Annotated in this window: 4 protein-coding genes; 1 reads left to right on the top strand and 3 read right to left on the bottom strand. The window is 70.6% G+C overall.

Annotated features, from left to right (window positions below; all coding sequences use genetic code 11):
* Window positions 1–12 precede the first annotated feature (12 nt).
* Window positions 13–1,074: an ABC transporter substrate-binding protein gene (locus ACNFIA_RS10035; protein ID WP_416784512.1), complete on the top strand. Its 1,062-nt coding sequence runs from the start codon at window positions 13–15 to the stop codon at window positions 1,072–1,074.
* A 1,371-nt stretch (window positions 1,075–2,445) separates the two neighbouring features.
* Here the strand turns inward: ACNFIA_RS10035 and ACNFIA_RS10030 are convergent.
* Genes ACNFIA_RS10030 through ACNFIA_RS10020 form a run of 3 tightly spaced genes read right to left on the bottom strand, consistent with a single transcriptional unit; the run spans window position 2,446 to window position 24,025 of the window.
* A complete protein-coding gene (locus ACNFIA_RS10030; RefSeq protein ID WP_416784510.1) occupies window positions 2,446–3,408 on the bottom strand; it encodes an alpha/beta hydrolase in 963 nt (320 codons plus the stop codon).
* Window positions 3,405–11,204, bottom strand: a complete 7,800-nt coding sequence (locus tag ACNFIA_RS10025) for an amino acid adenylation domain-containing protein (protein WP_416784508.1) — start codon at window positions 11,202–11,204, stop codon at window positions 3,405–3,407. The genes ACNFIA_RS10030 and ACNFIA_RS10025 overlap by 4 nt, the downstream gene beginning before the upstream one ends.
* 11 nt (window positions 11,205–11,215) lie before the next feature.
* Window positions 11,216–24,025 (bottom strand): non-ribosomal peptide synthase/polyketide synthase, encoded by a 12,810-nt coding sequence (locus ACNFIA_RS10020; RefSeq protein ID WP_416784506.1) that lies wholly within the window; start codon window positions 24,023–24,025, stop codon window positions 11,216–11,218.
* Window positions 24,026–24,430: the final 405 nt, after the last annotated feature.

Here is a 24,430-nt window from a genome sequence, read left to right as displayed (position 1 = left end):
GAGGCAGGCGCCATGAAGGCCCTCACCAACCAATTGCTGTCCCTCTTCGCCGCGCCGGTGCTGGCCGGGCTGCTCGGCGCCTATCCGCTGATTACCCAGGCCGCCGAGCCGGTGAAGGAAATCCGCATCGCCGTGCCCGACGTCAGCGCCGGGCAGAATCACTCCGGCGGCGGGGTGGTGGATGTCCTCTACACCCGCCAACTGCTGGAGAAGGAATTCGCCGCCGACGGCATCCAGGTCAAATGGAGCTTCTTCAAGGGTGCCGGCCCGGTGGTCAACGAAGCCTTCGCCAACGGCCAGGTGGACTTCGCCTACCTGGGCGACCTGGCCGCGATCATCGGCAAATCCAGTGGCCTCGACAGCCGCCTGCTGGCCGCCACCGCGCGCGGGGTGAACCATTACCTGGGCGTGCAGCCCGGCTCGGGCATCAAGACCCTGGCCGACCTCAAGGGCAAGCGCGTCGGCATCTTCCGCGGCACCGCCAGCCAGCTGTCGTTCGACAACGCCCTGGCCAGCGCCGGCCTGAGCGAGAAGGACCTGAAGGTCATCAACCTCGACTTCAGCGCCGCCCTCGCCGCCCTTGCCGCCAAGCAGATCGACGCCACCTGGGGCCTGGCCGGCCTGTTCGCCCTGCGCGACAAGGGCCTGGCGGAGATCCCGCTGAGCACCCAGGACCTCGGCGGCGCCGGCACCCTGCAGGCCCTGCTGGTGGGCAACGGCGAATTCGTCGACGCCCACCCGGACATCGTCGAGCGCCTGCTCAAGGTGCAGCTGCAAGCGGTGCAATGGGCCAGCACCGAAGCCAACCGCGACGCCTACATCGACCTGGTGTCCCAGCAGGCCAGTTACCCGGCGGTGATCTTCAAGAGTGAATACCAGGGCCGCCCGCTGGCGGGCGTGCTCTCGCCGAAGCTGGACGCCGACTTCCTCGGCCGTCTGGACGCATCGATTGCCGCGGCCAAGTCCTTCGGCCTGATCCGCCGCGACTTCAAGTCCGCCGACTGGGCAGCCCCCGCCCTGCAGGACGCCGCAAGCCGGCAACTGGCGGCACAGCCGGTGGCGGCGATTCAGTGACAGACGCGCGCACCGGCCTCCCGCCGGTGCGCGCGATGACCATGCCTGACAGAAGCGCGCTACGCGCGCAATCGCGTGCATGGCCCGCTACCGCGCCCCACCTGTAGGAGCGTGCCATGCACGCGATGGCGGACAAAGTCCGCTGGTACAGGGGGGGTCAGTGTTGGGCGGTTCGCGAGCAAGCTCGCTCCTACAGCTCCTACAGGATCAGCACCGCTCTGTCTCTTGAAGGTTTCCAGAGGAATATCCGCACGCGCCGGACGCCCCGTTCAGGAGGCCGAGTGGAATCGGAGTTCCAGGGGTTGAGCGGCATGGATGCCGCGAGAGCCGCGATGGGCCAGGGATGGCCCGTCGCGGCGTGCCCCTGGAACTACGATGGAGCGAGGGCATTTTTCGCCTAAGCGAAAAACCGGATGTCCGGGGCAAGACCTTTGCCTTCTTTGGGGCGTTTGCCAAAGAAGGTCGCCCGAGGAGGCGAAACAGGAAGTCCCCGCGCACGTCGAAGCGGCGCATAAACCCCTTAGCCGACGCAGCAGCCCTGAAGATCGCCGCGACAGCCACCGCCGGCCCTGCCGACGGATCGCGGGCATGGCCCGCTCCTACACGAACCGCGTCCCACCTGTAGGAGCGTGCCACGCACGCGATCGCGGACGAAGTCCGCTGTTCCGTGTTGGGCGGTTCGCGAGCAAGCTCGCTCCTACAGGACCTACAGGATCAGTACCGCTCTACCTCTTGAAGGTTTCCAGAGAAATACCCGCACGCGCCGGACGCCCCGTTCAGGAGGCCGAGTGGAATCGGAGTTCCAGGGGTTGAGCGGCATGGATGCCGCGAGAGCCGCGATGGGCCAGGGATGGCCCACCGCGGCGTGCCCCTGGAACTGCGATGGAGCGAGGGCATTTTTCGCCTGAGCGAAAAACCGGATGTCCGGGGCAAGACCTTTGCCTTCTTTGGGGCGTTTGCCAAAGAAGGTCGCCCGAGGGGGCGAAACAGGAAGTCCCCGCGCACATCGAAGCGGCGCATAAACACCTTAGCCGACGCAGCAGCCCTGAAGATCGCCGCGACAGCCACCGCCGGCCCTGCCGGCGGATCGCGGGCATGGCCCGCTCCTACACGAACCGCAGCCAACCTGTAGGAGCGTGCCACGCACCCAATCGCGGACGGAGTCCGCTCCTACGCCAAGGCAGGGCTGTAGGAGCGAGCTTGCTCGCGAACCACCTCGTGCCCTCGTCCCGACCGGTACTGCCGTGGCTCGGAGCGGATGACCGATCGCGGGAATGGCCCGCTCCTACACGAACCGCAGCCAACCTGTAGGAGCGTGCCATGCACGCGATCGCGGACGGAGTCCGCTCCTACAGTCGGTGTAGCGCTGGCTTACCAGCGAGCCGCCAGGAACTCCGCCACGCGCCGGTAATAGCCCTCCACCTCCGGCACCAGGTTGCCCATGCGCAGGAAGTCATGGGTCATGCCGCAACAGCGCTGCGCCTCCACCTCCACGCCCTGCGCCACCAGCGCCTGGGCGTAGGCCAGGCCTTCGTCCAGCAATGGGTCGAACTGCGCCGCGAACAGCAACGCCGGCGCGCAGCCCTGCAGGACCGCCCCGGCATGCACCGGCGAACAACGCCAATCCCGGCGCTGCGCAACGTCAGGCACGTACTGCTGGTAGAACCAGTCCAGGCTGGCGGTTTCCAGCAGATAGCCCTCGGCGAACAGCTCCTGGGACTCACTGCGCGCGCTGGCATCGGTGGCCGGGTAGAACAGCAGCTGTGCGCACGGTTGCGTGGCGCCTTCGCCCGCCAGCTCGGCGCAGAGCACGGTGGCCAGCGTAGCGCCCGCGCTGTCGCCGCCCACGGCGAGGCGCTGCAGGTCCAGGCCGAGGCTGGCGGCCGAGCCCAGCAGCCAGTTCCAGGCATCGCGCGCATCGTGCACGGCCGCGGGGAACGGCGCTTCCGGCGCCAGGCGATACCCCACCGAGATCACCGCGCAATCGCAGTGCCTGGCCAGCCACCGGCACAGGCCGTCATGGGAATCCAGGCTGCCCACGGTGTAGCCACCGCCGTGGAAATACAGGATCGCCGCGTCGCTGGAGCCCACCGGCCGATACAGGCGCACCGGCAACTGCCGGCCCTCTCGCGCCGGGATCAGCAGGTTCTCCACCGGCATCGACGGCGCGCCGGCCTTGAGCGATTCCGAGGATGCCTCGAAGTCCTGCCGCGCCTGCTCCAGCGGCAGCTCGTGCAGCGCCGGGCGACCATTGCGGCGGCCGTCGTCGACCATGTCCAGGAAGGCGGAAATCTCCGGGTGCAGCATGCCCACCTCATTCATCAATGCGTTCATACCGTGGCTCGCTCCTGGCGCGCGGTGGTTTCCACCTGGGCGCAACAATGGTCGATCAGCCCTTCCAGTTCCGTGCGCAACTGCGCCATGAATGCCTCGATGCGCGACGGGCGGAATACCCGCCGGCTGAACAGGCAGCGCAGGGTCAGCTCGCCGTCGTAGACCTGGCCGACGATTTCCAGCCAGTTGTTCATCGGCGTGCTGGCGGCGTAGGTGTCGCCAGGCTTCTCCTGCAGCGGCACGAACAGCGCCTGGTCATCGAAGCTCTGGTCGAACTGGCCGAGGTAGTTGAAGGTGACGCGCGGCTCGGCGCGGGCGGCGAGCTGGCGGCGCAGCGCGCTGTCGCCCAGGTAGCGCAGGGCGCCGTAGCCGATGCCCTTGTCCGGCACCGCGCGCAGTTGCTGGCGGATCGCCGGGATGGCCTGGGCGTAGCCGCCCTGCCCCGGTGTCAGGCGCAGCGGGAACAGGCTGGTGAACCAGCCCAGGGTGCGGCTGTGGTCGACGCCCTCGAGGATGTCCTCGCGGCCGTGGCCCTCCAGCGCGATCAGCACCGACTCGCTGTCGCACCATTGGCACAGGGTGCGGCCGAGGGCAGTCAGCAGCAGGTCGTTGATCTGTGTGCGATAGGCCTCCGGCGCCACCTTCAACAAACGCTGGGTCTGCTGGCGATCCAGGCGCAGGAACACCTGCTCCAGGTACGCCATGCGCGCGGCGCCGCGCGGGTTGTCGCGCTGCGGCTCGCCCAGGCCGGCGGCGTCGGTCTGCTCCAGCCAGTACGCCAGGTCGGCCTGGGCCAGTTGGCTGTCGGCGTACTCGCGCAGGCCTTCGGCCCAGGCGCGGTACGGACTGGTGCGCGCGAAACGGGGCGCCGGCACGCCGGCGAGCTGCGCCGTGTAACGCTGCTGCAGCTCCTCCAGCAGGATGCGCCAGGACACGCCGTCCACGCCCAGGTGGTGGATCACCAGCAACAGCCGCTGGGTGCCATCGGCCATGTCGGTCAGCACGCCGCGCAGCAGGCGGCCTTCAGCCAGGTCCAGGCTGCGCTGCGCCTGGTTGGCGATCAGCAGCGCCTCCCCGGCGTTCGCCGCCTGCCGATGCCAGAGCAGTGCGCCGGTGATCTCGCTGGCCTCACGCGTGCGCTGGCGCCACAGGCCGTCAGCCCCGCGGGCGAATGACAGGCGCAGGCTGCCGTGCTCGGCCAACAGGCCTTGCAGCGCCGCTTCCAGCGCCTCGGCGACGAGGTGCTGGCGGCACTCCAGCAGCACCGCCTGGTTGAAGTGATCCGGTTCCTCCAGCTGCTGCTCGAACATCCACTGCTGGATCGGCACCAGGCCGAAGGACTCTCCATCGTCAGCCGCTGCCACGGTCGCTGTGGACGCTGCCTCGGCCACGCTCCCGGCGCGCTCCAGCAGGCCGGCGATGGTCTGGTACTGCAGCAGGTCGCGCAGGCGGATCTCCACGCCTTCGCCCAGCGCCTGGCGGGCGCGGGAGACGATCTGCAGGCTGAGGATGGAGTCGCCGCCCAGGTCGAAGAAGTTGTCGCGAATGCCCACGCGCTCGACCTGCAGCACGTCCTGCCAGATGACCGCCAGGGCGCGTTCGCGCTCGTTGCGTGGGGCCTCGTAGGCCTCGCCCTGCCAGGTCGGTTCGGGCAGGGCCTTGCGGTCGATCTTGCCGTTGGGCGACAGCGGGAAGCGCTCCAGCCGCAGGATCTGTGCCGGCACCATGTAGTCGGGCACCTGCGCGCGCAGGAAGCTGCGCAGCGCATCGCCGTCCGCCTCGCCCACCACGTAGCCGACCAGTTGCTTGCCGCTGACGCCGTCGCGGGCCACCACCAGCGCCTCGCTGACCTGCGGGTGGTCCTGCAGGCGCGCTTCGATCTCGCCCAGTTCGATGCGGAAGCCACGGATCTTCACCTGGTGGTCGATGCGCCCGACATAGTCGATCACGCCATCGGCGCGGCCGCGCACCAGGTCGCCGGACCGGTAGAGCCGCCCGCCGCCGGCACTGAACGGGTCGGCGACGAAGCGCTCCGCCGTCAGCCCGGCGCGCGCATGGTAGCCGCGCGCCAGCCCCTCGCCGCCGATGTACAGCTCGCCGGCCACGCCCAGCGGCACCTGGCGCAGTTGCTCGTCGAGGATGTACAGCGTGCGCGCACCGACGCCCTTGCCGATGGGCGCGTAGGCGGCCTCGCAGGCGGTATCGCGGTCGGCCTTCCACAGCAGCGGCGTGACCACGGTTTCCGTGGGGCCGTAGCCGTTGATCAGGTGCTCGGCCCGCAGCGCGCGCTTGGCCAGTTCGAAGCTGGCGTTGGGCACCGCGTCGCCGCCGAAGCAGTAGATGCGCACCGGCGGCGGGTTGCCGTCGCGCAGGGCGTGCTCGGCCAGTTGTTGCAGGTACACCGGCGGGAACGCCGCCACGCTCACCTGTTGCTCGTGCAGCACGCGGTAGGTCTGTTCCGGGGTCCACAGCTCGTCGCCGCGCAGCACCAGGCTGCCGCCGTGCACCAGCGTCGTCAGCCAGCGCTCGTGGGCGCCGTCGAAGGCGAAGGACATGAAGTGCAGCTCGCGGGTCGCCGCGTCCATCCGGTACAACTCGCCGATGGCAGCGCAATGCATCGCCAGCGGGCCATGGTTGACCGCCACGCCCTTGGGCTTGCCGGTGGAGCCGGAGGTGTAGATCAGGTACGCGAGGTTTTCCGGCTCCAGCGCGACCACCGGCAGGTCGCAGTCTTCGCCGGTGAGGTCAAGGCCATCCAGCTCCAGGCAGGTCACGCCCGCCGGCAGCGGCAGGCGCGCGCGCAGGCGGCTGTCGGTGATCAGCAGCGCGATGCCGGCGTCGGCCATCTGGAATTCCAGGCGCTCGCGCGGGTACTCGGCGTCCAGCGGCACGTAGGCGGCGCCGGCCTTGAGCACCGCCAGCAGCGCCAGTGGAAGGCGCACGCCGCGCGGCAGCGCCACGCCCACGCGGACTTCCGGGCCGACACCGAGGGCCATCAGGCGATGGGCCAGGCGGTTGGAGTCGCGCTCCAGCGTGGCGTAGTCGAGCTGCTCGTCGCCGCAGATCAGGGCCACGGCCGTGCCGCGCTGGGCAGCCTGGCGGGCGATGGCCAGGTGCACCGGCTCGGGCGTCGGCAGCAGCTGGTGCGGCCCACGGCAGGCCGCCAGGGCCTCGCGGTCGCGGGCGGACAGACATTGCAGCTGGCCAATGCGCTTGCCGGCGCCGTGCAGCAGGCTGTCCAGCACCTGTTCCAGGTTGCCGCGCAGGCGCGCCACGGCGTCGGCGCTGAAGTGCGCGCGCAGGTACTGGTACTCGATCTCCAGGCGCTCGCCGACGCGCACGGCCAGGTCCATGGGGATGCTCGTCTCGTCCTTCGACTTCAGCTCGCCGAAGCGCAGCCCCCGGGCGCTGCGCAGTACCTCGTCCACCGGGTAGTTCTCGAACACGATGATGCTGTCGAACAGCGCCTGCCCGGACTGGCCGGCCCAGCGCTGGATGTCGTACAGCGGCGTGTGCTCGAACTCGCGCACTTCCAGGTTGTAGGCCTGCAGCTCGCGCAGCCAGTCGCCGAGGTCGGCGTGCTCGGCCGGCGCCTGGACGATGGGCAGCGTGTTGATGAACAGGCCCAGCAGGCTGTCGGCGCCATGCAGTTGCGCGGGCCGCCCGGCCACGGTGGCGCCGAAGGCCACGCGCTGCTGGCCGGTGTAGCGCTGCAGCAGGAGAATCCACGCCGCCTGCACCAGGGTGTTGAGCGTCACCCGCTGGCTGCGGGCAAAGGCCTTGAAGCGCTCGGTGGCCGCCGCGTCGTAGCGGCTGTATTCCAGGCCGTGGCCGCTGCCGTCCGCCGGGCGCGCCAGGCTGTCGGCGAGCACGGTGGGCTGGGCGAAACCGTGCAGGCGCGCGCTCCAGAAGTCCTGGACCTGTTGCGCATCCTGGGCCTGCAACCAGTGGATGTAGTCGCGGTAGCGGCCCTGCTCGGCGATGGTCTCGCCGTTGTAGCGGCGCAGGGCTTCGGCGAACAGCTGGGCGTTGCTCCAGCCGTCCAAGAGAAGGTGGTGATGGGTATAGACCAGTTGATGGCTGGCCTCGCCGCTGCGCACCAACACCAGGCGCAGCAGCGGTGGCCGCGCCAGGTCGAAGCCGCGGCTGCGCTCGGCGGCGGCGAGCTCGTCCAGCGCTGCGTCCATGTCCTCGCGGCCACGCCAGTCGAGCACCTCCAGCGGCAGCTCGACGTGCCTGTGCACCGCCTGCACCGGCTGGTCCAGCCCCTCCCAATGCACACTGGCGCGCAGGTTATCGTGGGCATCCAGCGCGGCCTGCCAGGCGGCGCGGAAGCGCTCCACGTCCAGGTCCTGCACCTCCACGCGCAGCTGGTTGACGTAGACGCCGCCCTCGCTGCCATCCACGCCATGGAACAGCATGCCCTGCTGCATGGGCGACAGCGGATAGAGGTCCTCGATCTGCTCTGGCTCCAGTCCGAGCGCAGCCACTTGCGCGGCGTCGGGCACCTCGATGGCGGCAGCGGCAACCGGCGCATCGGCCGCGACGAAATCACCGGCAACGCGGGCCAGCGCCTGCAGCGTCTGGTGCTGGAACAGGTCCTTCGGGCGAAGGTGCAGGCCGGCGGCACGGGCGCGGCTGACCACCTGGATGGAGACGATGGAGTCGCCGCCCAGCTCGAAGAAGTTGTCGTCCAGGCCCACCCGCTCAAGGCCCAGTGCGGCGCACCAGATGCCCGCCAGGGTCTGTTCGCGCGGGCTTTGCGGCGCGCGGTAGGTTTTCTGCAGCAGGCTGAAGTCCGGCTCCGGCAGCGCCTTGCGGTCGAGCTTGCCGTTGGGGGTCAGCGGCATGCGCTCGAGCGGGACGATCTGCGCGGGGACCATGTAGTCCGGCAATGCTTCCAGCAAGGCGGCACGCAGGTCGCTCTCGATCGGGCCGGTCACGTAGCCCACCAGTTGCTTCACCTGGCCCGCGTCGCGGGCGATCACCACCGCCTCGCGCACACCGGGCTGGCCCAGCAGGCACGATTCGATCTCGCCCAGCTCGATGCGGAAGCCGCGGATCTTCACCTGGTGATCGATACGGCCGAGGTACTCCAGTACGCCGTCGGCGCGCCAACGGGCAAGGTCGCCGGTGCGGTACATGCGCGCGCCGTTTTCCCTAGCGTAGGGATCGGCGACGAAGCGCTCCGCGGTCAGCGCCGGGCGTCCATGGTAGCCGCGGGCCAAGCTGTCGCCGGCGATGTACAGCTCGCCTGCCCCGCCAATCGGCGCGGGTTGCAGCTCGCCATCGAGGATGTACAGCCGGGTGTTGCCGATGGGCTGGCCGAGCAGCGCGCGGGCGCCCTTGTCGATCTTCCAGGCCGCCGACCAGATGGTGGTTTCGGTTGGGCCGTAGAGGTTCCACAAGGCTTCGGTCTGCGCGGTGAGCTTGTCCGCCAGCTCGGCGGACAGCGCCTCGCCGCCGCAGAAGAAACGGCAGCCGCGCAGACGCGGGAAGTCCTCGTGGCCGCTGAGCAGCGTCCAGGTGCTGGGGGTCGCCTGGATCACCGTCACGCCCTGCTCCAGCGCCACGCCGAGCAGGCGCGACGGGTCGCGGGCGACGTCGCGGTCCACCAGCACCACGCGGCCGCCGACCAGCAGCGGCAGGTACAGCTCCAGCGCGGAGATGTCGAAGGACAGCGAAGTCAGCGCGAGCACGCGGTCCTGCGCATCGAGGCCGGGTTCGCGGGCCATGCTGAGCATGAAGTTGACCACGCCGCCATGGCGCACCGCGACGCCCTTGGGCTTGCCGGTGGAGCCGGAGGTGTAGATGACGTAGGCGAGGTCGTCGGGCCGCGCGAGGTTCGGCAGGTCGCTGTCGGCGTAGCCCTCCAGCAGCGCCCAGTCTCGGTCCAGGCAGAAGGCGTGGGCGCCGGTCTGCGGCAGCTCGCCGAGCAGGTGCTGCTGGGTCAGCAGCAGGCGCACGCCGCCGTCTTCGAGCATGTGCGCCAGGCGTTCGGCGGGGAACTCCGGGTCCAGCGGCACGTAGGCGCCGCCGGCCTTGAGCACCGCCAGCAGCGCCACCGGCAGCTCCACCGAGCGTTCCAGGGCGACGCCGACGCGGCTGTCCGGGCCGACGCCCTGTTCGCGCAGCCAGTGCGCGAGGCGGTTGGCGTGGCGGTTCAGCTCGGCGTAGCGGAGGCTGCGCTGCCCGTCGGTGAGCGCCACGCCATCCGGCGAGCGCTGCACCTGCTGCTCGATCAGCTGGTGCAGGCAGGCGTCGCGCGGGTAGTCCAGCGCGGTGGCGTTCCAGCCGTGGAGCAGCTGCTCGCGCTCGCCGCCGCCCAGCAGCGGCAGTCGCGCCACCGGGCATTGCGGGTCGCCCACGATGCCGTGCAGCAGGTTGAGGAAGTGCTCGCCGAGGCGCGCGATAGTCGCCGCGTCGAACTGGTCGGTGGCGTACATGAACTGTCCGCGCACCTGGCCGTCGCGACTTTCCTCGGTGTTCAGGGTCAGGTCGAACTTGGCGATGCCGCCGTCCAGCTCCAGGCTCTCCAGCCGCAGGCCGCCGGGCAGTTCGCGCAGGGCGTCGCGGCGGCTCGGCTGGTGGTTGCAGGCCACCTGGAACAGCGGGTTGTAGCTCAGGCTGCGCTCGGGTTGCAGCGCATCCACCAGTTGCTCGAACGGCAGGTCCGGGTTGGCCTGGGCGCCGAGCACCGCGTCGCGGGTGCGGGCGAGGAAGGCGTTGAAGGATTCGTCGCCATCGATGCGCGCCGACAGCACCTGGGTGTTGACGAAGAAGCCGATCAGCCGCTCGCTCTCGGGGCGGCCCCGGCCGGCGATGGGCACGCCGACGCGCAGCTCGCGCTGGCCGCTGTAGCGCGACAGCAGCAGCTGGTAGGCCGCGAGGATCAACATGAACAGCGTGGCGCCCTTCCCCCGCGCCAGCTCGCGCAGGGAATCGCCGAGGGCGCGCGGCAGCTCGAAGTCCAGCGTCGCGCCGCGATAGCTTTGCACCAGCGGCCGCGGCCGGTCGCCCGGCAGGGTCAGCAGTAGCGATTCATCGCCCAGCTGGTCCTTCCAGTAGGCCAGCTGCCGCTCGCCCTCGCCCGCGGCCAGCCACAGGCGCTGCCAGCGGGCGATGTCGCTGTACTGGACCGGCAGGGGTTCCAGATCGGCGGGTGCGCCTTGGACGTCCGCGCTGTACAACGCCGCGAACTCATCGATCAGCACGCCGATGGACCAGCCGTCGGCAATGATGTGGTGCAGGTTCACCAGCAGCAGCGCCTCGCCCGGCAGACGCGCCAGGTGCAGGCGCAGCAGCGGGCCGTCGGCGAGGTCGAAGGGGCGCTGGGCGCAGTCATTGAGCCATTGCCGCGCCTCGGTTTCGCCCGAAAAATCCGTCGTCTCCAGATACGCCGGCCCCGGCGGCAGGATGCACTGCATCACCTCGCCTTGCGGCGGATCATCGTGCCGGCCATCTGCGCTGCGGAACACCGTGCGCAGGCTTTCATGGCGCGCGATCAGCGCGGCGAAGGCCCGCGCCAGCGCACCCTCGTCCAGCGCGCCGCGCAGGCGCACGGCGGCGGGGATGTTGTAGGCGGCGCTGTGCGGCTCCATCTGCCAGAGGAACCACAGCCGCGCCTGGGCCGCCGAGAGCGGCGCGCGCTCGCGCCCCTCGCGCAGGATCGGCAGGCGCGACAGGCTCACGCCCTTGTCGCGCAGCTGTCGCAGGAAGAGGATCTGCTTGTCCTCGGGCAGCGCGCCCAGGCGCTCTGCGACCGCCTTCAGCTGCGCATCCATCGGCTGGTTCATTGCCCCACTCATCACAGATTCTCCAGCTCGCCGAGCAGCTCATCCATCAGGTTCAGTTCCTCTTCCGCGCTGGCAGTGCCTGCGCGCTCAGTTTCGATCCAGGCAGCCAGCGCAGCGATGTTGCTCAGCTCGAACAGGCGGTGCAGCGGCAACTCCAGGCCCAGGCGCTGGCGCAGGGTCAGGCCGACCTGGGTGAGCAGCAGCGAATGCCCGCCCAGTTCGAAGAAGTCGTCGTGCAGGCCGACGCGCTCCACCTGCAGCACGTGCTGCCAGATGCCGGCCAGTTCGACTTCCAGGTCGCTGCGCGGCGCCACGTATTCGCGCAGGCTGTCGCCCAGCTGCGGGTCCGGCAGGGCCTTGCGATCCAGCTTGCCGTTGGGCGACAGCGGCATGGCATCGAGGGTGATGATCCGCGACGGCACCATGTAGTCCGGCAGCTCGCCTTGCAGCGCCTGGCGCAGGATTTCGGGTTCGGCACTGGCGACCACGTAGGCCAGCAGCACGCCGTCCCTGGCCACCACCACCGCTTCGCTGACCTGCGGGTGAGCCTGCAGGCGCGCTTCGATCTCGCCCAGCTCGATGCGCAGGCCGCGAATCTTCACCTGGTGGTCGAGACGGCCGAGGTATTCGATGGCACCGTCGTCGCGCTGGCGCGCCAGGTCGCCGGTGCGGTACAGGCGATCACCGCTGCCGAAGGGGTCAGCGACGAAACGCTCGGCGGTCAGCCCGGGGCGTGCGTGGTAACCGCGCGCCAGGCCCATGCCGCCGATGTACAGCTCGCCGGCCACGCCCTGCGGCACCGGCTCCAGGCGCTCGTCCAGCAGCACCAGGCGCAGGTTGTCGATGGGCCGGCCGATGGGCACCACCTGCCGCGCGTTGTCCTCCTCGCAGGCCCAGAAGCTGACGTCGATCGCCGCCTCGGTCGGGCCGTAGAGGTTGTGCAGCTTCGCACTGCTGCGTTGGCGGAACTGCTGCTGCAGCGCATAGGGCAGCGCTTCGCCGGAGCACATCACCTGCCGCAGCGACGGGCAGCGCTCCAGCTCGGCGGACGCCACGAAGGCCTGCAGCATCGAGGGCACGAAGTGCAGCGTGGTGACCTGCCCCGCCTCGATTACCTGGCGCAGCGCCGCGGGGTCGCGGTGCGCACCGGGCGCGGCGACCACCAGGGCGGCGCCGGTCAGCAGCGCCCAGAAGAACTCCCACACCGACACGTCGAAGCTGAACGGGGTCTTCTGCAGCACGCGGTCGCGGGCATCCAGCGCGTAGGCCTTCTGCATCCAGTGCAGGCGGTTGACCAGCGCGCGGTGGGTGTTGCCGGCACCCTTGGGCTTGCCGGTGGAGCCGGAGGTGTAGATCAGATAGGCCAGGTTCTGCGGGCTGCCGAGGATGGCGGGGTTGTCCTCGGACGCCTTGGCGATTTCGCTCCACTGGCTGTCCAGGCCCCTGTCTATGCAGATCGTCGCAGCATTGCTCGCCGGCAGGCGCTGCAGCAGGTGCTGCTGGGTCAGCAGCAGGCCCACGCCGCTGTCGGCGAGCATGTGTTGCAAGCGCTCCTGCGGGTAGTCCGGGTCCATCGGCACATAGGCGCCGCCGGCCTTGACGATGCCCAGCAGGGCCACCACCAGCTCCACCGAGCGCTCGGCGGCCACGCCGACCAGCACGTCCGGGCCGACGCCCTGGCCGCGCAGCCAGTGCGCCAGCTGGTTGGCACGGGCATTGAGCTGGGCGTAGCTCAGGCGCTGCTCGCCGAACTGCACGGCCAGCGCCTGCGGGGTTGCCGCCACCTGGCGCTCGATCAGTTCCTGCAGCTGCACGTCCGCCGGGAATGCCGCCGCGGTATCGTTGCCGCGTTGCAGCAGTGCGCTGCGCTCGGCGTTGGCCAGTTGGCTGACGCGGCCCAGCGGACGCTCTGCATCCTCCACCAGGGCCAGCAGCAAGCGCTCGAAGTGGCCGCGCAACTGCTCGACCTGGCTCGCGCTGAAGCGGTCGGCGCGGTAGGTGTAGCGCACGTCCAACTGCTCGCCGGCGCTGGCCACCAGGGCCAGGGCGTAGTTGGTGCCATCCACCGGACGGTGGCCGAGGATGCGCAGATCGCCCTCGCCGGGCGACGACAGCGCGGCGTCCATGGGGAAGTTCTCGAACACGATCAGGCTGTCGAACAGCGCCTGCCCGCCGCGGCCGGCCCAGCGCTGGATGTCGTACAGCGGCGTGTGCTCGAACTCGCGCACGTCCAGGTTGAACGCCTGCAGCTCGCGCAGCCAGTCGCCGACGCGCTGGGCATCATCGGGCGCTTGCAGGATCGGCAGCGTGTTGATGAACAGGCCGAGGCTCTCTTCCGCTCCCGGCAACGTGGCCGGGCGCCCGGCCACGGTGGCGCCGAAGGTGACGCTGCGCTGTCCGCAGTAGCGTTGCAGCAGCAGCGCCCACGCACCCTGCACCAGCGTGTTGAGGGTGACGCGCTGGGCCTGGGCGAAGCGTTGCAGCGGCGTGCTGTCCAGGCGGCTGTGCAACTCGCGCAGGGGCTCTTCGCGGTACCCGGCGTGGCAGGCGGTAGCCAGCAGGGTCGGCTCCTCGAAGCTCTTCAGGCGTTCGCGCCAGAAGCGCTCGCCCGCCGTGCCGTCCTGGGCGTGCAGCCAGGCGATGTAGTCGCCGTACTGCGCCGCCGGCGCCGGCAGGTCGGCGCCACGGTAGAGAGCGAGCACTTCGCCGATCAGCCGTGCGCTGCTCCAGCCGTCCAGCAGCAGATGGTGGCAGGTCCAGACCAGGTGGTAGCGGCGCTCCCCCAGGCGCACCAGCGCCAGGCGTTGCAGCGGTGGCTGGGCCAGGTCGAAGCCGAGCTGGCGTTGCGCGTCGGCAAGGTCGTCGAGCTGCGCCTCGCTCACCGGCTGGCCGCGCCAGTCGAAGGATTGCACCGGCAGCTGCACCTCGCGCAGGACGAATTGCAGCGGCGCGGCGTCGGCGCTGGCGAGGAAGCCGGTGCGCAGGTTGGCGTGGCGGGCGATGACCGCGCGCCAGGCGTCGAGCAAACGCGCCGCGTCGAGGCCATCCAGGTCGACCCGCAGCTGGTTGACGTAGAGCGCGGAGCCCGGCACGTCGAGGGCGTGGAACAGCATGCCCTGCTGCATCGGCGACAGCGGATAGAGGTCTTCCACGCCAGCCGGCAACGGCAGCGCGTCGAGCTGTTGCTGGTCCAGGCCGAGCAGCGGCAGTTCGGCCGCTTCCAGCTTGCGCGGGGTGTGCAGGCACCAGGCGACCAGCGCTTGCAGCTCGCCACGCAGCAGCGCTTGCAGTTCGTCGATGTCGGCCGCCTCGAACATGGCGCGGCTGTAGGTGACCTCCAGGCTCAGCTCGCCGCCGAGCACACGGCCGGCGTAGACCAGCGCGTTGCCCAGCGCGGCGTTCAGCGGCTGGCTACGGCCCACGCCTTCGAAGGCCGGCAGGAAGTCGGCGTCGGCGAAGGCCTGGTCGAGCTGGCCGAGGTAGTTGAAGGTCACCTGGGGCGCCGGCAGGTCGCGCAGGCTGGCGGCGTGCGGGCTGAGGTAGCGCAGCTGGCCGTAGCCGATGCCGGCGCGCGGCAGGTTGCGCAGGTGCTCGCGGGTGGCGCGCAGGTCGTCACCCGGCTCGCCGCCGGCGTGCAGGCGCACCGGATAGAGCGCGGTGAACCAGCCCACGGAGCGGCTCAGGTCCAACGCGGCTTCGCCATCGAAGGCCTCGCGGCCGTGGCCTTCCATCTCCACCAGCGCGGAGCCTTCGCCGGTCCAGGCGCACAGGGCGCGGGCCAGCGCGGTCAGCAGCAGGTCGTTGATCTGCACGCGCTGCGCCTTCAGCGCCGGGCCGAGCAGTTGGCGGGTGGTTTCGGCGTCGAGGCTGAAGCGCGCGCTGGCGGCGTCCTTCCAGGTGGCCGGGGCGTCGCTGCGTGCGCGCGTCAGGCGCGGCGCATCGCGCAGCTGGGTCTGCCAGTAGTCCAGCTCGGCGGCCGCCTCGGCACTGTTGGCCGCCGCCTGCTGGCGGGCGCTCCAGGCCTGGTAGCTGTCGCTGCGCGGCAGAGCGGCAGGCATGCGGCCGGCGCGCAGCTCGCGGTAGGCGTACTGCATGTCTTCCAGCAGGATGCGCCAGGACACGCCGTCCACCGCCAGGTGGTGGATGACCAGCAGCAGGCGCTCACCGCCATCGGCCAGGCTGACGTGCATGGCACGCAGCAGCGGGCCGTTGGCGATGTCCAGGCTGGCCTGGGCGTCGTCGCACAGGCGCTCCAGGGTGCGGGCGTCCGCCGCGCGGCGGCGCCACAGGAGGGTCATGTCGAGTGGGCCCGGCTCGGCGTAGCGCTGGCGGCTGCCGTCGAAGCGCAGGCGCAGCGCGTCGTGCTGGCCGAGCAGCCAGTGCAGCGCGCGGGCCAGGAGGTCACCGTCCAGTGCTTCGCGCGGCTGCAGCAGCAACGCCTGGTTCCAGTGGTGACGCTGGGCGCCCGGCACGCGCTCGAAGAAGCGCGCCTGCACCGGCGACAGGGCCACCTCACCGCTGACCGCGGTCACTGGCGCGGGCGCAGCCGGTGCCGCCGGGGCGCGGCTTTCCAGCCACTGCGCCAGTTGGCGGACGCTCTGCCGCTCGAACAGCTGTTTCGGGCTGAGCTTGTACCCGAGTTTACGAATGCGCGCGATGATCTGCAGGCTGAGGATGGAGTCGCCGCCCAGCTCGAAGAAGTTGTCCTGCGCGCCGACGCGCTCGACCTTCAGCACTGCCTGCCAGATGTCGGCGATGCGCTGTTCCAGCTCGGAGAGCGGCGCGCTGTCGACGCTCCTGGCGACCGCTTCGGCGCGTGGCAGGGCCTTGCGGTCGACCTTGCCGTTGGCGTTCAGCGGCAGGCGCTCCAGCAGCGTCAGCTGGGCTGGCAGCAGGTAGTCCGGCACGCGTTCCGCCAGGACGTCGCGCAGGCTGTCTACGCCCTGCCCTTCGGCCACGACCCAGGCCAGCAGCTTGATCGGGCCGTCGTTGTCACGCTCGGCTAGGGCCACGGCGTCGCGCACGCCGGGCAGGCGCTTGAGCGCCTGGGCCAGTTCACCCGGCTCGACGCGGTAGCCACGGATCTTCACCTGGTCGTCCACCCGCCCGAGGAAATCCACCTCGCCGCGACGGTTCAGGCGCACGCGGTCGCCGCTGCGGTACAGGCGCTCGCCGTCGATTTCCACAAAGCGCTCGGCGGTCATCTGCGGCAGGCCGAGATAGCCCAGCGCCAGGCCGGCGCCGCCGAGGTACAGCTCGCCGGGCACGCCGGGCAGCAGGTCGCGGCGGTTCTCGTCGAGCACGCGCAGGCTGGTGTTGGCCAGCGGCGTGCCAATGGGCAGGCTGGCCGCGGGCAGATCGTCCGGCAGCGACCATTCGTGAGTGAGCACGCCGACCGTGGATTCGCTGGGGCCGTAGTGGTTGACGATGCGCAGCGAGGGAGCGAGTTCGCGGATGGGCTGCAGCAGCGCGCGGTCGCAGGCTTCGCCGCCCAGCACCAGCAGGCGTCGCGGCAGCACCGCAGCGGCGTTGGGCGCGGCGGCGAGCAGGCCGGCGAGATGGCTGGGGACGATCTTCAGTACGTCCACCTCCTGCATGAACGCGGCAAAGCGCTCGGCGTCGGCCACCGCCTGGGCATCCGCCAGGTGCAGGCGGCCGCCGCCGCACAAGGCGCCGAACAGCGTGGTGTGGCCGAGGTCGGCGGCCACCGAGGAGACCATCGCCAGGCCCAGGCCGCGGGCGCGGCCCCGGTCCAGTTGCAGGCGTTCGAGCACGGCTTGCACGTAGTTGGCCAACGCGGCGTGGCTGACGCGCACGCCCTTGGGCTGGCCCGTCGAACCGGACGTGAAGATCACGTAGGCGGCCTGCTGCGGGTCGATGCGCCGCGCGGGCGCCGCCTCGGCGCCCTGCTGCGGGCCACCGGCGGGGATCAGCAGGGCGGCGTCGCCGAACCCGCCCAGCAGCGCCGCATCGCTCACCAGCACGCGGCGGATGCCGTTGTCGGCGAGCAACTGGCGCAGGCGTTCAGCCGGTTGCGCCGGGTCCAGCGGTACATAGGTGGCGCCGGCCCTGAGCACGCCCAGCAGCAGGAGCACCCACTGCGCGCTGCGCTCCTGGCAAATGGCGACGCACTCGCCCTGCTCCACGCCGCTGGCGATCAGGGCATTGGCCAGGCGGTTGGCGCGCTGGTCCAGCTCCGCGTAGGTGTAGCGGACGCCATCGTCCTGCACGGCGATGGCATCCGGCTGCGCGGCGACCTGGGCGGCGAACAGACCGAGCACGTCCTGCTGCGGCCACTGCCGCGCTTCGCCACGACGGCGCGACGCCACCGGCCGCGGCAGCTCACCGAGGGCGCGCTGCGGTTCGGCGCACAGTTGGCGCAGCAGCGCGTCGAACTGGCCGGCGATGGCGGCGACGCTGTCCTCGTCGAACAGGTCGCGGGCATAGACGAAGCTGCCGCGCAGCTCGTCGCCCGGCTGGCCGTCGGTGTCCAGCGCCTCGGCCATGTCCAGGGCGAGATCGAAGCGCGCGCCGTATTGTTCCTCGCTGAACAGCTCCAGCTTCAGCGCACCGGCATCGGGCAGGCAGCTGACGTCGAAGCCGAAATTGAACTTCACCTGCACCAGCGGGTTGTAGGCCAGGCTGCGCTCGGGTTGCAGGGCGTCCACCAATTGCTCGAACGGCAGGTCCTGGTGCGCCTGGGCGCCGAGGGCCAGCGGCTTGAGACGGGCCAGCAGCGCGGCGAAGGGCTCGTCATCACGCAGGGCGAACGGCATGACCTGGGTGTTGACGAAAAAGCCGATCAGCCCTTCGGTCTCCAGCTGCTGGCGGTTGGCGATGGGCACCGCGATGCGCAGGTGGCGTTGGCCGCTGCAGCGCTGCATCAGCACGGCGTAGGCGCCGAGCAGCAGCATGAACAGGGTGACGTCCTGCTCGCGGGCCAGCTGCTTGAGGCGGCTGCCAAGACCGGCATCCAGGCTGAAGCCGAGGCTGCCGCCACGGTAGCTCTGCACGGCCGGTCGCGGGCGGTCGGTGGCCAGCTCCAGCACCGGCCATTCCCGCTCGGCATCGGCGCCGCCCAACTGCTCGATCCACCAGCTCAGCTGACGCTGGCCCTCCTCGCCCGCCAGCAGCTCGCGCTGCCACTGGGCGTAGTCGGCGTACTGCACCGGCAACGCCGGCAGGTGCAGGTCCGCGCCCGCGGCGAAGGCGCCATAGAGACGGCTGAACTCCTCCACCAGCACGCGGATCGACCAGCCATCGGAAACGATGTGGTGCATCGTCAGCAGCAACACGTGGTCGGCATCGGCCAGCTTGAGGAGGGTCAGGCGCAGCAGCGGGCCGTTGCGCAGGTCGAAGGGCCGCTGCGCTTCTGCCTCCGCCAGGTGGCGCGCGGCGGCTTCGGCATCTTTTTCAGCGGACAGATCGATGCGCACGAGATCCAGGGCCAGCGCCGGCTGGATGCGCTGGAAGGCCCGGCCATCCACCTCGTCGAAGGTGGTGCGCAGGGTTTCATGGCGCGCGACCAGGGCGTCGAAGGCACGCCGCAGTGCGGCCTCGTCCAGCGGGCCGCGCAGGCGCAGGGCTCCCGGCACGTTGTAGGCCGCGCTGGCCGGTTCCATCTGCCAGAAGAACCACAGGCGGCTCTGGGCGGCGGACAGCGGCAGGTCGCCGTCGCGGGCCACGGCGCGCAGGGCCGGACGAGCGCCGGGCGCAAGAGCCGCCAGCCGTGCAGCGAATTCGTCCAGGCGGCTGGCTTCGAACAGGTCGCGCAGCGGCACGTCGCAACCCAGGTCACGGCGCAGACGGGAGATGACCTGCGTGGCCAGCAGTGAGTGGCCGCCCAGTTCGAAGAAGTCGTCCTCGCGGCCCACGGCGGGCACGCCGAGTACTTCCGACCAGACGGCGGCGACGCGGCTTTCCAGGCCGTCGCGCGGGGCTTCGCTGGCGCGGGCGGCCTCCTGCGGTTCGGGCAGCGCCTTTCGGTCGATCTTGCCGTTGGCGTTGAGGGGCATTCGCTCGAGCACCAGCAGGCGCGACGGCACCATGTAGTCCGGCAATTGCGCGCGCAGGGCGGCTTTCAGCACGTCCTCGGCGAGGCTGTCGCCACAGACATAGCCCAGCAGGTACTTGCCGCGTTCACTGTCGCGGGCGATCACCGCCGCTTCGCGCACGCCGGGCAGCGCGCGCAGGCGGGCTTCGATCTCGCCCGGCTCGATGCGGAAACCACGGATCTTCACCTGCTGGTCGACGCGGCCGAGGTAGTCCAGCGCACCGTCTTCGCGCCAGCGCACGCGGTCGCCGCTGCGGTACAGTCGGCCCGCCTGGCCGTATAAACAGAAGGGATCGGCAACGAAGCGTTCGGCGGTCATGCCGGCGCGCTGGTGGTAGCCGCGGGCCAGGCCGTGGCCGCCGATGTACAGCTCGCCGGCCACACCGCGCGGCAGCGGCTGCAGGCGGTCGTCGAGGATGTACAGGCTGCGCTCGCCCACCACCTCGCCGATGGGCGCGTAGGCGGCGCCGCAGGGGGTGTGCGCGTCAGCCTTCCACAGCAGCGGGGTGACCACGGTTTCGGTGGGGCCGTAGCCGTTGATCAGGTGCTGCGGCTTGAGCGCCTGGTGCGCCAGTTGGTAGGCCGCCTCGGGCACCGCGTCGCCGCCGAAGCAGTAGATGCGCATGCTAGGCGCGTGACCGGTAATCAGCGCCTGCTCAGCCAGCTGTTGCAGGTAGGCCGGCGGGAAGGCCGCGACCGTCACCGCGTGGCGGCGCAACTGTTCCAGGGTCTGCTCGGCGGTCCACAGCGCGTCATTGCGGATCAGCAGGCTGCCGCCGTGGGACAGCGCGGTGAGCCAGCGCTCGTGGGCGCCGTCGAAGGCGAAGGACATGAAGATCAGCTCGCGGTCGGCCTCGCTCATCGCGTAGCGCTGGCCGATGGCGCGGCAGTGCGCGGCGATCTCGCCGTGGGCGACGGCGACGCCCTTGGGCTGGCCGGTGGAGCCGGAGGTGTAGATCAGGTAGGCGAGGTTCTGCGCCTGGATGCGCAGCAGCGGACGCACGGCCAGGGCGTTGCCGAGGTCGGCTTCTTCCAGCACCAGGCGCTCGACGCCCTCGGGCAGCGGCAGGCGCTCGGCCAGCGCGGCGTTGGTCAGCAGCAGGTCGACGCCGGCATCCTGCATCAGCCAGGCCAGGCGCTCCTCGGGGTAGTCGACATCCAGCGGCAGGTAGGCGCCGCCGGCCTTCATCACGGCCAGCAGCGCCAGCGGGACGTCCACCCCGCGCGGCAGGGCCACGGCGACCCGGCGTTCAGCGCCGATGCCGCGCTGGATCAGGCGTTGCGCCAGGCGGTTGGAACGATCCTCCAGCTCGGCGAAATTCACTTCGCGCTGCCCGTCGATCAAGGCGACCTTGGCGGGGTGCCGGCGCGCCTGGGCCGCGATGGTTTCGCTCAGCGCCTCGAAGGCCGGCGCCTCCCCCGCCACGGCGATGCGCCAGTCGCTGGCGGGCAGCCAGTCGAGGGCGTCCAGCACGGCGTCGGCATTCAGTTGCGGCAAGGCGCGCAGCAGGTCGAGGAAGTGCCCGACCAGGCGCTGCATGCCGGCGGCGGCGTAGCGTTCGCGGGCATAGCAGAAGCTCAGGCGCAGGCTCTGCTCGCCCTCGCGGACGCGCAGCACCAGGTCGAAGGGGGTTTCCAGGTCGAGCTGCTCCAGCGCTTCCACGTTGACGCCCGGCAGGCTATTGCCGGCGCGCGGCTGCCACTGGTGATCGAAAGCGACCTGGCACAGCGGATGGCGGCCATGGCCGCGCTCGGGTTGCAGCGCCTGCACCAGTTGCTCGAACGGCAGGCCCTGGTGCGCCTGGGCTTGCAGCAGGTCGTCGCGCAGCTGGCGGAGCACGCCGCGCAGGCTGGCGCCTTCGGGCAGCTCGCTGCGCAGCACCAGCAGGTTGACGAAGAAGCCGACCAGGCGTTCGCTGTCGAGCTGCTCGCGGCCGGCATGGGTCAGGCCGATGCGCAGGTCGTGCTGGCCGCTGTAGCGCTGCAGCAGCAGGTTGTAGGCGCCGAGCAGGAGCATCGGCAGGGTCGCGCCGTGGGCCTGTGCGAGGTTGCGCAGCTTGCCGGTCAGTTCGGCGTCCACCTCGCGCTCGATCAGCTCCGCGCTCTGGCCTTTCTCGCCCGTTGCGAAGGGCAGTTCCAGCGGCGCATGGGAGGTGCCCAGGCGTTCGCTCCACCAGTCCAGCAGGCGCGCGCCCTCGCCCGCTTCCAGCGTGCTCTGCTGGGCGGCGGCGAGGTCGAGGTACTGGCGCGGCAGCGCCGGCAGCACCGGCTGGCGCTGTTCGACGATGGCGCGGTAGCACTCGGCGAATTCCTCCAGCAGCAGGTTCAGCGACCAGCCGTCGGCGATGATGTGGTGCACGCAGAGCAGCAGCGCCTGGCGGCCGCCGCCGAGGTTCTGCAGACGCAGGCGCAGCAGCGGGCCCTTGGCCAGGTCGAAGGGCTGCGCGGCGAAGGCGTTGGCGTCCTCCTGGGCAGCGGCATCGCGGCGGGCGCTGCCCAGGGCGCTGAAGTCGCTCTCGCTCAGCTCCACGTGCGTGTCGTCGGACAGGCGCAGCGACACCTCGCCGTCGGCCTGTTCGATGAAGCGGCTGCGCAGGGTTTCATGGCGGCCGAGCAGCACGGCGAAGGCCTGCTCCACCGCCGGACGGCGCAGTTCGCCGCGCAGGTTCATGCGCCCGGCGATGTGGTAGACGGCGCTGTGCGGCTCCAGCTTCCAGAGGAACCACAGGCGGCGCTGGGCCGGCGACAGCGGCAGCAGGCCGGCACGCGGGACTTGCGGCACAGACTCGGCTTGAGTGGTCGGCAGCGCGGCCAGGGCGGCGGCGAAGGCGCCCAGTTCCGGCGCTTCGAACAGCACGCGCAATTCCACGGCGCGGCCGAGGCGCTCACGCAGCCGCGCCATCAGTTGGGTGGCCTTGATGGAGTTGCCACCCAGGGCGAAGAAGTTGTCGTCGCGGCGGATCGCCGGCAGTTCCAGCACTTCGCTCCACAGCGCGGCAATAGCCTGCTCCTCGGCGGACAGCGCGGCGGCCTGTTTGGCGCTGGCACCCTCGCTGATCGGCTCGCCGGCACGCTGGATGGCATAGGCCTGCAGGCTGCCGTCGAGCAGCTGGGTGCGGCAGGCCGAGCGTTGCAGCTTGCCGCTGGAGGTCTTGGGCAGCGCGCCCGGCTCCAGCAGCGCCACCACCAGCGGCGCTTCCTGGAAGGTTTCCGCCACGGCGGCGGCGATGGCCCTGGCCAGCGCCTCGGCGGAGATCAGCTTGCGCACGCTGCGCCCGACTTCGGCGGCAATGCCGATGCCCTCGCGGCCCTGGTGCTCGATGGCGAAGGCGCAGACGCGACCCTTGCGCACCAGGTCCACCTCGTCCTCGACGCAGCGTTCGATGTCCTGCGGGTAGAGGTTCTGGCCACGGACGATGAGCATGTCCTTGAGGCGCCCGGTGACGAACAGGTCGTCGTTGTGCAGGAAGCCCAGGTCGCCGGTGCGCAGCCAGGTGCGGCCGTCGCGCTCGACGAAGGTGCGCGCGCTGGCTTCGGGGTTGCGCCAGTAGCCGCGGGCGACGCTGGGGCCGCTGCTCCAGATTTCGCCGACGCGGTCCGGGCCGAGGATGTCACCGCTGAGCGGGTCGACCAGCTGGACCTCATGGTCGGGCTGGGCGCCGCCGCAGTTGATCAGCGACGTGCCCCGCCCCGGACGGGCGACGTTGTCGCCCAGGGCCTGGAGGTCCACTTCCAGCTGGCCGATGCCCTGGCCGCGCACGCCGCCGGTGACGAACAGGGTCGCCTCGGCGAGGCCGTAGCAGGCATAGAAGGACGAGGCGTCGAAGCGCGCCGGGGCGAACCAGGCGGCGAAGCGTTCCAGGGTGTCCGGGCGGATCGGCTCGGAGCCGGAGAAGGCCACGCGCCATCGGCTCAGGTCGAGGCCTTCCAGGGCGGCCTCGTTGACCCGCTCGCAGCACAGGCGGTAGGCGAAGTCCGGCCCGCCGCTGACCGTGCCGCCGAAGCGCGCGATGGCTTCCAGCCAGCGGCGCGGGCGCTCGAGGAAGTAGCGCGGCGACATCAGCACGCATTCGATGCCGCTGTAGATCGGCTGCAGCAGGCCGCCGATCAGGCCCATGTCATGGAACAGCGGCAGCCAGCTGACGATCACGTCGTCGTCACCGATGCCGAAGCCATGGCGGATCAGCCGTTCGTTGGCGACCAGGTTGCCGTGGCTGACCCGCACGCCCTTGGGCGTCGAGGTGGAGCCGGAGGTGTATTGCAGGAAGGCGATGTCGTCATCGGCCAGCTCGGGCATCCGCCACTCCACCGCCAGCGCCGGGTCCGCCTGGTCCACCGCCAGCAGCAGGGGACTCTCGCCATTGTCGCGCGCGCAGGCCGGGCGCAGAGCCTCGATCAGCGTGGAGTCGGTGAGCACCAGGCTGGGCTGTGCGTCATCGAGGATCGAACGCAGCCGCGCCAGGTGCTGCGGGCGCACGGACTCCGGCGGGTAGGCCGGCACGGCGATGATGCCCGCGTAGAGGCAGGCGAAGAAGGCGGTGACGTACTCCGGGCCGCTGGGCAGCAGGAGCACGGCGCGGTCGCCCTGCTGGCCATGGCGCAGCATCCAGGCGGCCATGGCGCGGGCGCGCTCGTCCAGCTCGCGGAAGCTGATGGGGAGTTCGACGTTCTCGGCGATGAATCGCAGGGCAGTCTTGCGCGGCATTTCGCAGGCGCGTTGCAGCAGGGCCTCGACCAGGTTTCCTGCGGCTTCGTAGCGGTCGTTCATGACATCACCTGTTCTGGCGGCGGGCGTATGGGGCCCGCCGGGGGGAAATTCGTGGGTTCAGCTGTGTTTGCGTTCTGGGGATCGGAGAGCCGAACTGCTCACTCGCTCCGATCGGTGCCCTCTCCCTGAAGGGAGAGGGAGCTGTCTGTGCCGGCTCTTAAGTCCGGCGTACTCCTGAAACCTCCAATTGCTCCGGACCAGTCCCTTCTCCTTTCGGGGGGAGGGTTAGGGAGAGGGTGTTGCCCGCCGCTCCGGCGCTGGGTGCGGCCCTCTCCCCCCGCCCTCTCCCTAAAGGGAGAGGGAGCTGTCTGTGCCGGCTCTAAGTCCGGCGTACTCCTGAAACCTCCAATTGCTCCGGACCAGTCCCTTCTCCTTTCGGGGAGAGGGTTAGGGAGAGGGAGCTGC

It is taken from the genome of Pseudomonas sp. NY15437, assembly GCF_048068435.1.
Lineage (GTDB): Bacteria > Pseudomonadota > Gammaproteobacteria > Pseudomonadales > Pseudomonadaceae > Pseudomonas > Pseudomonas nitroreducens_B.
This window is presented reverse-complemented; position numbering and strand designations above follow the sequence as displayed.